The 13,930-nt window shown below is 56.1% G+C and carries 22 protein-coding genes; all 22 read right to left on the reverse strand.

The genetic code is table 11. The annotated features are described in order from the left end of the window. Nucleotide 1: 1 nt before the first annotated feature. Nucleotides 2-418: a hypothetical protein gene (locus tag ACXJJ9_RS16090; RefSeq protein WP_457098134.1), complete on the reverse strand. Its 417-nt coding sequence runs from the start codon at nt 416-418 to the stop codon at nt 2-4. Nucleotides 419-1,033: 615 nt separating this feature from the next. Next, nucleotides 1,034-1,513 (reverse strand): hypothetical protein, encoded by a 480-nt coding sequence (locus ACXJJ9_RS16095; protein WP_457098135.1) that lies wholly within the window; start codon nt 1,511-1,513, stop codon nt 1,034-1,036. A gap of 18 nt (nt 1,514-1,531) precedes the next feature. Continuing rightward, complete coding sequence (locus tag ACXJJ9_RS16100) at nt 1,532-1,996, reverse strand: hypothetical protein (RefSeq protein ID WP_457098136.1); 465 nt, start codon at nt 1,994-1,996, stop codon at nt 1,532-1,534. 91 nt (nt 1,997-2,087) lie between these two features. Beyond that, nucleotides 2,088-2,402 carry a hypothetical protein gene (locus ACXJJ9_RS16105; RefSeq protein ID WP_457098137.1) on the reverse strand — a complete coding sequence of 105 codons (315 nt, stop codon included), beginning with the start codon at nt 2,400-2,402 and terminating at the stop codon, nt 2,088-2,090. A 508-nt stretch (nt 2,403-2,910) separates the two neighbouring features. Next, nucleotides 2,911-3,369 (reverse strand): hypothetical protein, encoded by a 459-nt coding sequence (locus ACXJJ9_RS16110; RefSeq protein WP_457098138.1) that lies wholly within the window; start codon nt 3,367-3,369, stop codon nt 2,911-2,913. A gap of 477 nt (nt 3,370-3,846) precedes the next feature. Next, nucleotides 3,847-4,302 (reverse strand): GNAT family N-acetyltransferase, encoded by a 456-nt coding sequence (locus tag ACXJJ9_RS16115; RefSeq protein ID WP_457098139.1) that lies wholly within the window; start codon nt 4,300-4,302, stop codon nt 3,847-3,849. A gap of 578 nt (nt 4,303-4,880) precedes the next feature. Then, nucleotides 4,881-5,201 carry a hypothetical protein gene (locus tag ACXJJ9_RS16120; RefSeq protein WP_457098140.1) on the reverse strand — a complete coding sequence of 107 codons (321 nt, stop codon included), beginning with the start codon at nt 5,199-5,201 and terminating at the stop codon, nt 4,881-4,883. Nucleotides 5,202-5,260: 59 nt separating this feature from the next. Further along, complete coding sequence (locus ACXJJ9_RS16125) at nt 5,261-5,662, reverse strand: MAPEG family protein (protein WP_457098141.1); 402 nt, start codon at nt 5,660-5,662, stop codon at nt 5,261-5,263. Nucleotides 5,663-6,080: 418 nt separating this feature from the next. Further along, on the reverse strand, nt 6,081-6,533 hold the full coding sequence (locus tag ACXJJ9_RS16130) for a hypothetical protein (protein WP_457098142.1): 453 nt from the start codon (nt 6,531-6,533) through the stop codon (nt 6,081-6,083). 73 nt (nt 6,534-6,606) lie between these two features. Further along, the gene (locus ACXJJ9_RS16135) at nt 6,607-7,095 is read right to left on the reverse strand and encodes a hypothetical protein (RefSeq protein WP_457098143.1); all 489 of its coding nucleotides are present in this window, start codon (nt 7,093-7,095) and stop codon (nt 6,607-6,609) included. A 64-nt stretch (nt 7,096-7,159) separates the two neighbouring features. Beyond that, a complete protein-coding gene (locus tag ACXJJ9_RS16140; protein WP_457098144.1) occupies nt 7,160-7,501 on the reverse strand; it encodes a hypothetical protein in 342 nt (113 codons plus the stop codon). Between the two features lie 209 nt (nt 7,502-7,710). After that, the gene (locus ACXJJ9_RS16145; RefSeq protein ID WP_457098145.1) at nt 7,711-8,001 is read right to left on the reverse strand and encodes a hypothetical protein; all 291 of its coding nucleotides are present in this window, start codon (nt 7,999-8,001) and stop codon (nt 7,711-7,713) included. Between the two features lie 229 nt (nt 8,002-8,230). Beyond that, on the reverse strand, nt 8,231-8,578 hold the full coding sequence (locus ACXJJ9_RS16150; protein ID WP_457098146.1) for a hypothetical protein: 348 nt from the start codon (nt 8,576-8,578) through the stop codon (nt 8,231-8,233). A 77-nt stretch (nt 8,579-8,655) separates the two neighbouring features. After that, nucleotides 8,656-8,949 (reverse strand): hypothetical protein, encoded by a 294-nt coding sequence (locus ACXJJ9_RS16155; RefSeq protein ID WP_457098147.1) that lies wholly within the window; start codon nt 8,947-8,949, stop codon nt 8,656-8,658. Nucleotides 8,950-9,225: 276 nt separating this feature from the next. Next, the gene (locus tag ACXJJ9_RS16160) at nt 9,226-9,489 is read right to left on the reverse strand and encodes a hypothetical protein (RefSeq protein ID WP_457098148.1); all 264 of its coding nucleotides are present in this window, start codon (nt 9,487-9,489) and stop codon (nt 9,226-9,228) included. Nucleotides 9,490-9,568: 79 nt separating this feature from the next. Further along, nucleotides 9,569-9,892 (reverse strand): hypothetical protein, encoded by a 324-nt coding sequence (locus tag ACXJJ9_RS16165; RefSeq protein ID WP_457098149.1) that lies wholly within the window; start codon nt 9,890-9,892, stop codon nt 9,569-9,571. 598 nt (nt 9,893-10,490) lie between these two features. Then, nucleotides 10,491-11,012 (reverse strand): DUF2199 domain-containing protein, encoded by a 522-nt coding sequence (locus tag ACXJJ9_RS16170; protein ID WP_457098150.1) that lies wholly within the window; start codon nt 11,010-11,012, stop codon nt 10,491-10,493. Between the two features lie 59 nt (nt 11,013-11,071). After that, nucleotides 11,072-11,467, reverse strand: coding sequence for a hypothetical protein (locus ACXJJ9_RS16175; protein ID WP_457098151.1), 396 nt, complete (start codon nt 11,465-11,467; stop codon nt 11,072-11,074). A 599-nt stretch (nt 11,468-12,066) separates the two neighbouring features. After that, the gene (locus ACXJJ9_RS16180) at nt 12,067-12,456 is read right to left on the reverse strand and encodes a hypothetical protein (RefSeq protein ID WP_457098152.1); all 390 of its coding nucleotides are present in this window, start codon (nt 12,454-12,456) and stop codon (nt 12,067-12,069) included. A gap of 110 nt (nt 12,457-12,566) precedes the next feature. Beyond that, entirely contained in the window at nt 12,567-12,860 is a 294-nt protein-coding gene (locus ACXJJ9_RS16185; RefSeq protein WP_457098153.1) for a hypothetical protein, read from the reverse strand. A gap of 61 nt (nt 12,861-12,921) precedes the next feature. Then, nucleotides 12,922-13,239, reverse strand: coding sequence for a hypothetical protein (locus tag ACXJJ9_RS16190; RefSeq protein WP_457098154.1), 318 nt, complete (start codon nt 13,237-13,239; stop codon nt 12,922-12,924). Between the two features lie 502 nt (nt 13,240-13,741). After that, nucleotides 13,742-13,930: hypothetical protein (locus ACXJJ9_RS16195; protein ID WP_457098155.1), on the reverse strand; the 189-nt coding region annotated here is incomplete at its 5' end.

The following is a 13,930-nucleotide window of genomic DNA, read 5'->3' on the forward strand; positions in this document are numbered from 1 at the left end:
ATTAAGCCGAGCCTCGGCGTCCGGGTAGCGCGCCGCGAAGCGGCTTCGGCTTGAATGAATTGTTAGGCCCCAACTCCCCCAGCAGCCAAGCCGCGAGCTGTCGCGGCCCACGACGGTTGTCGTTGGCTGTATTGGCCGCCTCGCTGCATGCGGAGAGAAATAGCTGGCCGACGGAGCCAATCACCGGCAAGCCAAGTTGCTCTCGAAGGGCCACGCTTTCGCTGGCTAGCGACAGGAGCAGCTCACTCCGCTCGCCGAGCTGATGGTTCCCGAGGTAGGCGGGATAAAACGATGAGTTGAAGAAGAGCATGTCGCCGTGCTGTGCGGTATACGGCAATGCAATGGCAAGGAGTTCAAGGAGCTCGCCTTCCGCGGCCGCGAGCTGAGTCTCTAGCTTGTCCTGGCGGGATGCTTTCATTGGGGCCTAACGCCTGAATTAAGCCGAGCCGCGAAGCGGCTTCGGCTTGAATGAATTGTTAGGCCGTTACTCGACGTAGTGACCTAGCGCTGACTTGCGGACCCTAACGGCAATGGCGGAGCCAACCCCATAGGGTGTGCGCGTACATAGCCTGACAAAGCCTGCATTCTCCGTCTTAACGGTTACCTCGGCGCAGCCTCGAGACCAGCGAGATGAAACTACCGTGCCCAGTTCTGGGCTGCTGTTGCCAAATATCGACGTAACCAGCATGCCTGCGACGAAGCACAGAAGGAAGAAGATGCTGCCGGAGAGAAGTGTGGCTTGGAAGAACACGTTGGACGTGTTGAGCCTGGCTTCGCGAGTGCGCTCCGGATGAGCGTTCCAATGCCGAAGCAGATATCGATAAATCGCCTTCCATGAGACTAGCCCGACGCCAAGACATAGCAGTAGATATAGCTTTTCGGGTGAGAAGCGAAATCCATAAAAGACAAGAAAAGAACCAGCTATGAACGTAGAAGTCACGAGGAGTGAGCGCATGATTTCCTAACGGCCTAACGCCTGAGTTGAGCCGAGCCGCGAAGCGGCTTCGGCTTGAATGAATTGTTAGGCGCCCACCTAGTTCTCCTCATCGTGAAATACCTCTCCGAACTCGGCAGAAGAAGTGCGGGTTGCCGTATAGACCTGGACGTGCAATGGCTCAGAACACCATCCGAGGCGAATGAGGGCAGAGCCAAGCTCCTGCGGAAGCTCAGGGTGGATTGGCGGCAAATTACTGTCGCGCAATGCCTTTAAGTGCTTCCGGTAGTCGCTGTTCTCCTTGGACTGGAGATTGATATCCCACAGCAGGATGGAGGCTTTTGATTGAGCCTCATAGCGAATACGTGAGTCCGCAAAAAGGCGAACGCTCCAGTGTGGATGCGTCATGTCCGCGTCGGGATGCATGAATCCGGTGAGGTATGCCATCGATGTAAAGAAGCTTTGACCGTTGCGACTGTGGACGTGCTGAACATCAGCAATGAACGAAACGCCAGAAAATGAAAGCGGTCGAACGAAATATTCGCCGGAGAGAATCTCAAATTGCTGAGGTACTGTCATTGGTGCCTAACGCCTGAATTAAGCCGAGCCGCGAAGCGGCTTCGGCTTGAATGAATTGTTAGACGCGCCCCGGTTGAGCGCAAAACCCAAAATCAAGGCTGCGACAGGAAGTGCAAACAGTTCTGCCGCCCAGTCGAGCGCAATCATGCCCGGAAATTGCCCAAGCATCGGGTCACCGATGAGGCCGAAGTTTTGCCAAACGAAGCTTGGGATAACTGCGAACAACAGGTAAAGCCAAAGCTTATTTGGCCGAAGCTTGAGAAGTGCATATGCCGCCGGAAGTGAAATGACGACGCTGGTAATGAAGTCAGCAGGGAGCAGAATGGCGCGAAACGCCGAGCCCCTTAGTCCAAGCTCTACCAGCCAGCGGGGGAGCGGGCTATATGCGGCAATGTAGGCCCAGCAGAACAACAGGACGAAGTGCTGCGCCAGGCCGACCAACAATGCCACTGCTGCGGATGTCGATAGTGTCTGTAGCCTCATGCCAAAGATCTCCGTTTGCGCGTCTAACGCCTGAATTAAGCCGGGCCGCGAAGCGGCTTCGGCTTGAATGAATTGTTAGGCCGCGACTTGCTCACTGGCCGGCCTGGTTTGGGTAAAACACCAATGCACTACCTTGATCCAAGGCCTCTTGATAGAAACCAGCGAATCCTCGGAATGCATCTGTGTTGAGCACCTCAACCTGCAGTTTGCCGCGACGCGAGAACGCAATCTCCGCAAAGCCGTAACGGCGACACTCTGCCTCAGCCCGATCGTACTCATCCGAGTCAGCAGTCTGTCGGAGGAACAAGATGCATTTGTGGGTGACCCCAAGGTCGGGATGGTTCCAGTCGTACTCGGAGTTGCCGGAGTACTGGCCTGAGAATCCATAGATGACGATTACGCTCATAGCGGCCTAACGCCTGAATTAAGCCGAGCCGCGAAGCGGCTTCGGCTTGAATGAATTGTTAGGCCTACTCACGGGTAAGCCGAGCGCAATAGTCATATGAGTTGGTAATGACAAATGTATCCCCCTCGTGGAACCCACCGTGCTCCGGACTCACGGCACAGAACTCGCTGGAGCCATCCTTGGTCTCGAAGCGTCCGATATAGACGACCTCGGGCTCCCACTTATCTTTCACCCGGAAGTAGGCCTGCTCTTTATAGCGGAAGCTGCCCGATCCCCTCTTGGTAAAGCTAACAAAACCCGTTGCCTTATCTCGTTCCGACTCGACCAGCCAACCTTGGGCGGGGAGTGTCGCTGAGAATGAGGCGACTTGAACTTTGATCTGACCGTCCGTGTGTCCGCGCCACGTCACGGCGCCATGCGGCAGCGAGGCGCATCCCCCGAGCGTCAGTGATGTGAGGATGACTAACGTCCGTATCACCGATACCTCCAAGTAGGCCTAACGCCTGAATTAAGCCGAGCCGCGAAGCGGCTTCGGCTTGAATGAATTGTTAGGCCGCACCGCCCTGCACTGGGCCGCAGACGGAGACAAGGAACTGGCCCGCAGGTAGGCCGGCTTGCCGGCAAACTCGGCCGGCTCAGGTGAAACCTCCACGCGGTACTCGCGATGAGAGTCAAAAAGACAATTGCTGCACTCCCTGGCGGAGAGGATTTGCATCCGGGTGCCGGGCTGCAGAGCGACTACAAACGTCACCTCCGGCCCGGTGAAGCCAGGGTTCCAAATGGAGATGTAATCGGTCTGCTTGTCACGCCGTAGCTCTTGGCTAACGCCATGGGAACGAATAGGGACGAGCAACTCGCAGACGTTACCGATAAGGCCATCCGAGACGTCTCGGTGCTGCGCATCGCAACCCGCGAGGGCGATGAGGAGAATGGTGATAAGCGCAATGACGGGCTGACGTTGTCTCATGTGCGGCCTAACGCCTGAATTAAGCCGAGCCGCGAAGCGGCTTCGGCTTGAATGAATTGTTAGATCTCTCTAGGCGGAGGGCTAGGCCCTGTTTGCCCAAAGAAATATTGGAAGCGCGAGCGCGGCGCCGACGACATGCTCGACAGGGTAAGCGCTCCATTTGCCCCGCATGGCTGAGGTTAAGAGGAAGATGGCAAGGCTTATAAGAGGTAGCCCTGTCCATATTTTTACCAGGAGCTTGGCATGGCGGAATTTGATCAGCAAAGCGCAGATGACGGCGATATTCAGAGCAACTCGCAGCCAGCTCAGATGCCCACCAGCTAAGGCTGATAGTAGATTTGAGACGAGAAGGAACGTGGCCAAGCATATGGCGGCAGCCAAGAACGGTTTTGAGTTAACGGTCTCGTGAGACATAGGTGAGAGATCTAACGCCTGAATTAAGCCGAGCCGCGAAGCGGCTTCGGCTTGAATGAATTGTTAGCTGCCACCCGCGTACACCATAGGCAAGTAAGGTGGGCAGCAGTGGAGTTGCGGCTCACCGCTGGGCACAAAGCCGAAGCTACGGTAGACCGGAACGGCAAGTAAGGACGAATTTACCGTAAGCGCCCCTGGGCGGGCGACTTGAAGAAGGTGTTGCCAAAGCAAGCGGCCGATGCCTTGCCCATGAAACTCGGGCTGCACGAACAAGTGGTAAAGGTGCTGTCCATCCCGGAGGGAAATATAGCCACGCAGATCGCGGCCGCTCTCCGCTATTAAGTGGATGTAGTTCGGGGCAGCGAGGCGTGCTGCGACGGCTGGCGCCTCAAAGCTCTCTAGAAAAGACGCGGCCTCAGGTGTAATCGAGTCGGGAAGGATTAGAGGTGTCACTGTGCGCAGCAGGGCGCAGATGGCAGGGGCATCTGTTCCTCGTGCTTGGCGGACTAGGACTTTCACCTGTGGCAGCTAACGCCTGAATTAAGCCGAGCCGCGAAGCGGCTTCGGCTTGAATGAATTGTTAGGCCCCATGCGGGCCATTACCAGCACCGTGCTTTGCGGAATCCGCGCTGTCCCTATTGGCCATCAACTGGCCAAGAGTTTGGCCCCCATATGCCGGCGGGGTTGGATGACTCCGCTTTGGCTTGGCAGTAAGCATTGCAAGGCCCGGTAAGGAAAGGGCTATGGCGACGGCAAAAACAACACCCCCAGCCGGTAAGAGCAGCCACGGCAACACGGTCGTGTCCTGCTCCAAAAGGTGGCTAGCGAAGTAGACGAAAAGACAAATCGCCGAGATCCATACCAGGGCGATCCAGCCAAAGCCTATCCAAATGGGTGAAATCTTCATGGGGCCTAACGCCTGAATTAAGCCGAGCCGCGAAGCGGCTTCGGCTTGAATGAATTGTTAGGCGGCACCCGACGACTCCCGACCTTTGAGCGCGCGGACGAGGGTCTCTGAGTGACGCTCCTTAACGGGCGCCAGCGTGAAGGCGTCCGTTCCCATCTGCATTTCCTGTAGGTAGCCGATGCTAGCGATCTCAGGGATCTGTCGGCCACTCTCCGTCATAGGTCGCGAGCTCAAGAAACTGCAACCTGCCCTCATAGATGTACAAGAGCGTAGCCAACCCTTCCGGCACCCCGAGCACTTCCAGATTGACGTCGCCGATGATGATGACGCGCGAATCCAGGAACGAAGCCGAATCAGGGACAGCAAAGTCAACGTACGCACCAACTCCCGTGTGAGTTCGTTTTGAGACGTCACATGCGTCAGCTTGCGAACGAAGCACCTCGAATATTGGGTCGTCGCCAGCAAGGCAAGCGTCAAGAACCCGCTTTTCGAATGCTGTGAGGGTGCTCATGTGCCGCCTAACGCCTGAATTAAGCCGAGCCGCGAAGCGGCTTCGGCTTGAATGAATTGTTAGGCCGCTGGGCCTGGCCAGACAACCCCGAGCCAAAGACCAAGAACAGCCGCAAAGTTGATTGTAAACACGACGCCTCTAAGGCGAATGTTGGTTGTCGGTATTTGGACCAGGCTATGCAGTACTCGGCCGACAACAAAGATCCATGCCAGAACTATCGAGGACTGGCTTGCGCCAAGCTGGAGAAGGATCAGGCAGGCGGCATAGAAAAGCAGCGGCCACTCGAATTGGTTAGAAAGGTTGGCGCTAATGCGGGGCTCAAACTTTGCCCAAGGATTGCTGCCATCCGGCAGGCGCCCGATGCCCCAGATTGCCGGCGCGCGAACAACCGTGAGAAGGGCATAAAGGGATGCAGCTAGCGCAACATGCGCCGCCATGGGAATGATCAGCGGATGCGTCATAGAGACTTGAAACCCCAGTGATGTGTTTCCAGCGGCCTAACGCCTGAATTAAGCCGAGCCGCGAAGCGGCTTCGGCTTGAATGAATTGTTAGGCCTCATTGCCCCGAGGCCCGCCACCGCAGAAAGATAACCTGCAACTCAATGGGCGTGACAGAGAGCCATTGCGACCAGGCCGCCTCTTGCCTGTGTGGGTAGCCCAGGAGGTTGCCCATTGCGTTGTTGAGCGCGAGCGCCACGTCACCAGAGAGCGGAGTGGCAGGACCGAAGGAGGCCGCGATGGACTCGACCTCCGCCCGATCTAGCCCAAAGAGGGAATGGGACTCCCAATCCGGGAAGAATGGGCCGCGGGATGCGGCAACCAGCGACTCTTTAAAGGCTTGGAAGTCCGGAGCACTTTCCATGAGGCCTAACGCCTGAATTAAGCCGAGCCGCGAAGCGGCTTCGGCTTGAATGAATTGTTAGGCGCGCCCGACATGAAGCGGAGCAGCCATGCCGCAGCGGGTAGCGCAAACAGCTCGGGTATCCAACCGAGTGCGATCTCACCTGCGAATTGGATGGGCAGTGGGTTTCCGACGAGGCCACGGTTGAGCCAGATGAATCCCGGAAAGACGGCGAGGATCAGGTAAGGCCATAGCTTGCCCGGGCGGAGTTTGAGCAGAAGATGGGCGGCGGGAAGCGACAGTAGAACGCTTGTAAGAAAGTCTATGGGCAGAAGTGCAGCGCGAAATGCGTGCCCCTGAAGCCCCAGATCAATGAGCCAGCGAGGCAGCGGGCTATGGGCGGCGATATACGCCCAACACAGGACCAAAAGGCATGTCTGGGCCAGCCCGACAAGAACCGCCACCGTAGCCGACATGGGTTTTAGCTTCATGCCGATAATCCTCCTGCGCGTCTAACGCCTGAATTAAGCCGAGCCGCGAAGCGGCTTCGGCTTGAATGAATTGTTAGCCCTCATTGGCGGGCTCTACGCAGGGCTCAAGCAGCCCTGGTGAGCCTGCGGGAAGCAGGTCTTGTGTCAAAGACATGACGAAAGACTTGATCTCTGGTTTGGCGCCACACTTAGGAACCAGGTAGGTGGTGCTATTGAGGCCGCCAGAGCCGTTAGAGGCGCCTATGGTAATGACATAGTTCTTTGATGCACCTATGTCTTCGGTGCCACCCGCTGCGGGGTAGTTGGCAAAGCCAAGTGTCTTTGCCCTTTGCCACAGGCCATCAAATCGCTCGCGGGAGTAGCTGGACATTTTCGCCTCCCCTTTGCTGCTTTGCGAAAATTCACGCACTGAGGATCGTACGAAATCCGGTGACTCGAGCACCATGACAATATGCAGGCCGTTCGTGTCCTGAGTCGTGAGTGAAAGCACACGATCCTCCGACTGTTGTGCAGCTGTGATGCCTGGAACTAACAGCAGCAGTAGAGGAAGAAGTTTGATCATGAGGGCTAACGCCTGAATTAAGCCGAGCCGCGAAGCGGCTTCGGCTTGAATGAATTGTTAGACCTTATGGCTGAGCCCGGTGGACGGCTGCGATGACTGCATGACCAGCGTGGAAGAGAGGCGCGAGGGCATCGCGCTCCTCACCGAGCTCAACCTCAGGCGCGGTATAGGATCGAATGCCGTCAAAGGTGAGAAAGAAGAACTTGGTGGAGCCTTTGGCAGGCGCCTGAGTTGAGCGGGCTGACTCGGCCGAACCTACGAGGCGGTTGCCCCAGCCGATGAACTGACGGCTTGCCTCCCGTACGTCTGGCTTTTCCCCGGCGCCGATAATCCCTCCGCCATTGCTGAAGTAAAGGCTAGTTGTGCCGTCCGCCAGAACAACAAGAGTGTAGAAGCCCGCATCCATACCGGTCTCCATAACTACACCCCAAGCCTCATGTGGGAAGTTCTCACGGGTTATCCCAATTTCGCCAGGGGACAAATTGAGGACCATCGAACGTAGATCGCCCGCCATGGACTCAGGTGAGCTAGGAGCCGTCTGCGCGGCGGCATGGCCAGCGCCAAACATGGACAGTAAAGCGGCAAAGATCTTTCGCATAAGGTCTAACGCCTGAGTTAAGCCGAGCCGCGAAGCGGCTTCGGCTTGGACGAATTGTTAGGCCTGTACCACCTAGCTGACTGCGGCAGGAACATGAGTACAAGAGCCGCCAAGTAAAAAAAGGCCTGCGCAAGTAGAGCGAGTTTGAGGGCGGATAGCGAAATGCGACCAGCGGCGAAGAGAATCAGCGCAAGATTTGCCCCGAGCAAAGCAGCAACTGTCCAGCGGGCCCAGTTAATTCGGGAGAGAATCGCTGCGATAAGCAATGCACCGAGAGCGAAAACGGTGGCAAATGCAATCCCGGTCATTAGACCGGTCGTTGGCACTTTGATGAATAGGAACTTGGCGTGGCCAGCCAAGATGCTGCACGCAACAGCCGCCGCGGCAAGCTTTACCGCCAACGGCCGGCGAGGTGCATCGTGAAGGTGTGTGCCGCTTCGTGGTGCCGAGTAGGGATTTTCTTGCATACGGGCCTAACGCCTGAATTAAGCCGAGCCGCGAAGCGGCTTCGGCTTGAATGAATTGTTAGGGCGCACCCTAGTCAAGGTAAACGACACGACTAGAGACGACACGCCCTTGTGCAGCCTTGACCCAACAAATATGGCGGGACAGCGGCGTGGCGCCCGAGAAGGTGACAGGGAGCTGATCTTGACCGTCCGACTGGTACCACTTGGTATGGACAGTGTCGGCGCCATGAGAGATTGCCGAATCCAGAAGGGCGGCAGTTGCGGAGCCGGGGACAGTGGTTCGGCAGAAGTCCTCGGCCTTGCCTGATGCGGAACGCTCAGAGAAGGCGGCATAACCAACGAATAGGCCGAACACGAGCACAAGCGCAAGCAACGCCTTGCCGAGACCCGCCAGTAGCCCTTTCAGAAACTTTGGCATCTTGCTGTGCGCCCTAACGCCTGAATTAAGCCGAGCCGCGAAGCGGCTTCGGCTTGAATGAATTGTTAGACGGCAAGCTACTCACTTGAGTTGCGCGTTGCCGACAAGATGAGAACAGAAAGGTTGCTGGTGGTAAAGCTTACGGTTACCAGTATGTGCTTGTCTTTGAGTTGCCGCATGGATGAAGTTACTTCAATGGGCCACTCGTCGTCATCAAGCTTGCGAATCAACTTGCGTCGCTCCGCGGTGTCAAGACACGCTATTGCATCTTTTGCATTGTATTTACCGAACTCCCATGAAGTATTTGGAAGAAGGTAATCGCAAAGCTCTTTGCCTGGCTCATAACCAGAATGTACGCAATCGTGCGTCATGATCAAATCCGGCGTGTCTCCGCCCCATCCGCCTCGCAGTGTCACTGATCGAGTTACGCCAACTTTGGCAGACTCAGCAAAATGCGCGATTGCATTGCACATTGAATCCGAATGCTTTGGACCCGCAGATGCGCAAGACGCGACAAAGAGCGGCGCGCTGAATAAGAAATTGAGCCACCGAACATTGGCCATTGCCGTCTAACGCCTGAATTAAGCCGAGCCGCGAAGCGGCTTCGGCTTGAATGAATTGTTAGGCCACATCGCAGTGACGGTGACCTATCGACGCTTTTTATCGTTATACCTGATCACTCCCCCGATGATCAGGAAAGCTCCGCCAGCAAAGAACGCAAGCAGTATTGGGCGAATGTTCGGCATGAGCATTATGAAAAATATCGGAGCGAGCCAAGGTGCTGCCGTAGTGTCATCCGCCGAAGCAATGACATTTCCAGTTGCATAGAGTGTGTGCAAGACGCAGCCACTAAAAGCAAACATGGCACCAGCCAAGAGCGCCGTTCCCGCTATCAAGAAGAATCTTTCCATGAAATCCTCTGTGGCCTAACGCCTGAATTAAGCCGAGCCGCGAAGCGGCTTCGGCTTGAATGAATTGTTAGGCCTCATCCTAGATGATGTGGGACGCACTTGGGTCCTTCCCAACAATGATCTGCATGGTCTCGTACTGATCCGAATCATCAACGAGGCGAACCTCCAGTCCATTCTCGAAGCAAAGGACTAGGGTCCTCTCATCTGCAAGTTCGGCGCTCGCGACCGCCGTGCCCATCAGGTCGTAAAAGGCAGGTGGTGGCCAGCTTACCGAGTCCCAGGTTCCAATCGGGCAGCCGTCCTTGAGCAGCTCAATTGGCGAGTAAACGATGAAGCGAAACTTTCCAAGCGAGAACTGCAAGTCGAACTGACCGACGCAGATCTGCGTCGTGAACTCGCCCACTAGGGAAGAAAAGTCTAGGTCGGTCGGAAATCTGTACATGAGGCCTAACGCCTGAATTAAGCCGAGCCGCGAAGCGGCTTCGGCTTGAATGAATTGTTAGGCATCTATCCGTGGCGCTAGGCCACGAATGATGTCGAGCCTATTTGCGGGAGCATTTGGTGACATGAAGTCCGGGATAGTTCGAGCTGTGCGCCGTGGACGTGTAAGCCAGACAACTTGCCACTCAGCAATGCGCCGCTCCCGCATATGGACATATTGACCCGGCTCCGGCTCCGCTATGTACTCCTCTTGGAGGATAAGAGCCAATGGCTCTTTTGCTCCCTCCGTCTGCTGCGAAAACTCTAGAGCCTCTTGATAAGACTCAAAAGGATAGAAGTAATCGCTACCGTCCTCCAGGTCTGGCGCACCGAGCTCGGGGTGACACCACACGCGGTACTCCAAGACGGCATCCCAAACATAGCCACCACCCGCCTTCGCCAAGGCGGCATAAGTCCCGACTCGTTCTGGGTCTACTGCATTGGGATATGGCAGATGTGTCATAGATGCCTAACGCCTGAATTAAGCCGAGCCGCGAAGCGGCTTCGGCTTGAATGAATTGTTAGGTATCACTCTCGTCGAAGTGGCCACACAACTCAAGAAACTGGTGATGTCTGTTGTGACCAATCCCGTCCCTCTGATCAACGGCAAGCTCGTGATTCGCGGATTGAGGGAAAGCAAAAAATGGGCGGCTCTTTGCATTTTGGAACTCGATCTCAAGAGGCTGTCCAGCAATCTCTGGGAACCCCGGGATGGTGTTGGCTAAAGTCCCCTTGGCCTTGGTGCCCTGAGCCAGATCATTGCTGTAATTGTCTAAGTAGAAGTCGTGAACTGCCTTAGGAACCTCAGCCCAGACGCCCCAGGCAAACTCTCCCTCTTGGTGCGTGAAAGGAATCATGAGAAGGCCACGGAGGAAGAAGCGACCCTCATCAAGCGCGCAGAGATCCGCGTTTGAACGGGTCCTCCGATACCTTTCCAAGTAGGACAGTTCAAAGACTTCATCCGGAAGTTTGAAGCCCCAGTCCGTTGGCAGCCCCTCATGGGTCTTGCCGCAACTGGAGCAAACGTAGCTGTGATCTGTCATGTGAGGCCTAACGCCTGAATTAAGCCGAGCCGCGAAGCGGCTTCGGCTTGAATGAATTGTTAGCCCTCTGCGGCGACTGCTGGCGCCAAAACCGTCAACGCAATGGCAGCAACAAACCGGAGGGCAACTGAAAGGTAGGCGACTCGCCCCAAAAGCGCTAGGCCGCGAGGGCCGTAGTTGATTATGGACGGTCCAAATGCCGATCCCGCCGAGCAAATAACGGCAATCCATCCGAAGACCACAGCCATTTGTGGAGAGAACCACGCCAGTGCACAGCAAAACATTGAACTAAACGCGAATCCAAAGAGGCAAAGCTTGCGGAACGGGGCGGTAAACGGATTGCGATAGCTGCCCTGAAGGAGATCGGAAAATTGATCGTCAATAGCGACAGGGAAGGCTAGCCAGCCGTTGAGTCCGGCGACGATACATATCGTGTAGAAGACGAAATCTGTCACTGAGGGCTAACGCCTGAATTAAGCCGAGCCGCGAAGCGGCTTCGGCTTGAATGAATTGTTAGCCCTCGTACTAGTGTCCGGAGAGCTTGCCAAAGGGGTCAATAATCGTAAAGGAGCTGGATGCTTGCTCAGTCCGAGTGCCAGGGCCGATTTTGTCTAGGGCGGTCACGAAGAAGCGAAAGCTTAGGGAATCCGTTTCTTTGGCTTTAGCGCCTGGAGGGATAGGCGGAAAAGTGACGTCCCGTATGTCGAACGTCAAAGCCTTTGAGCGATTAGCACCGAGCGTATAGATCGGGTTGCCGTAGTCGGACGGCTTGCCGTTGAGGTGCCACGGCCACTCTCTCCAATCCCCACCTTCCTCTTGGGCCTCCAGCGAGGCATAGAAGCGCACAGGCTTGGAGCAATAGTTAACGACCGTGATTTGTACGGGTTGGTCGCGCTCGAAAGCGGCGCCGGACACTACGAGCGAAAGCGGGACATCGCAGGCGCTTGCTCTGCCTGCCGCAAGGCCTAGAAATAGGACGGCTAGGATTCTGCGCATAGAGGGCTAACGCCTGAATTAAGCCGAGCCGCGAAGCGGCTTCGGCTTGAATGAATTGTTAGCGCCCAGCCCGCGAGCGCCAATAATCAGAAGCTGATTTGCGTGCGCCAATCTTTACCGGATCGCACCAGATCAGGTATCTGCGGTTCAAGTAGTAGATCAGTCCCGCCGGCGCAGCGTTAAGAGCTACGACCAGCCACCACGGGATGGATTTTAGAATGGGGCGGATGCTCTCAATCTTAAATGCCACCACCAGAATTGGCGCTGCAACAATGAACAATGCAAGCAAATAGCAGAACGAAAAGATCAAATACCGATAGATCCAGCGTGTAGCAAAGTGCGGACTGTCTATAGATTCTGTTGATAGCTTAAAAGCGCCAATGTTTAGATGGGCGCCGAGGCCTAGAGTTGCAGATGCCAGGAAGAATAGCGCAACGATTTCGGACATTCCCATGGGTGCTAACGCCTGAATTAAGCCGAGCCGCGAAGCGGCTTCGGCTTGAATGAATTGTTAGGGCCCGCCCGATACGCGCCGGAACCCGCCCCAAACGACAAGAACTACTCCAGCGGCGAAACATCTATGGCCTGGAGCGCTTGAGCGACCGAGAGCCGCGTGGACTCTGGCAAATGCCCAAGGCCCATCATTGTCTCCTCAATCTGGCAAAGGTGCCTGGCGATGAACTCGGTCGACTCGCCGCGCGCCAGATATTTGTATATCTCTCCAATATAAGAGTCGTACTCGTCGCGCGGCCAATCCGGCTCCTCCATGACGCCAATCGGGTCCCATTGGGTAATGAGTACCTGGCGAATCTCGTCAGTGATGCGTTTTGCGTGAACTCGACGGTCGTCCATCTGCGGGGCCTAACGCCTGAATTAAGCCGAGCCGCGAAGCGGCTTCGGCTTGAATGAATTGTTAGAGCGCATCCCGGAGCATGTCCACGAAAGCGGCCCATGACGAGGCCACGGTGTTTGCCGCAGATGCGTCCATGCCAATGAATGGTAAGCACACAACTGAACCCACTGGAGAGATTGCCAGCATCTCGCCGCCGCCATTTGTGGCGAAGCCAAAGTACCCGGGCGCGTACTCCGGGACTTGATACTCCAGGTTGTACGTGCCCAGCTCGCCTTGCGGCCAAAACTCACATAGGTACGGGTTGGCATCAAGCTCGCAGACTAGCGACTTGCCGGAAGCGTAGTAGTCAATCAACCCAGTCGGGACGGAAGTTGTCATGCGCTCTAACGCCTGAATTAAGCCGAGCCGCGAAGCGGCTTCGGCTTGAATGAATTGTTAGGGCGCACCCTGCAAACCCAATGAGTAGCAAGGCCGACCACTAGACCCGTAGCCATAGCCGGTATTGCCAACTCACGGGCCAGCAGGAGCATGCCGATCCCGGGAGCGACGCCGATTGCCGCTGCCGAGGTAAAAGACGCCCGTCCGGCGCGCAAAAGCAAGACATAGGCTGGAGCGGCTAGCACTGCGATGACAGCGGTGCCAATAACGAAGCCCCACAAGACGACTACGCCGGGAATGAAGAGAGTTAAAGGCCAGTTGACCTCAGGCCACTCGGACCAGGCGCCAGCGATCACCATAGCGACATACGCAAGTAAGCCGCAGGCCGCCAACGAAAGCAGGCTTGTCAGGAGTACATGTCCGAAGCCGCGTAATTGTTCCATGTGCGCCCTAACGCCTGAATTAAGCCGAGCCGCGAAGCGGCTTCGGCTTGAATGAATTGTTAGGCCGCAATGGCCCCGATCAGTGTGGCTACCGGTGCCCAAGCTACGGGCGAGGCAAGCCACAGCCAGGACAACCAATGCAGCCCCTTTTGGTGATTCCAGCCACGAAACAGTGCCATTGAAGCTAACGAAAAGAGAATAGCAGCGGGGGCAAAGTAAATGACGGCGATAACAAGGCCGTATGCGCC

It is taken from the genome of Lysobacter sp. P5_B9, from assembly GCF_054049835.1.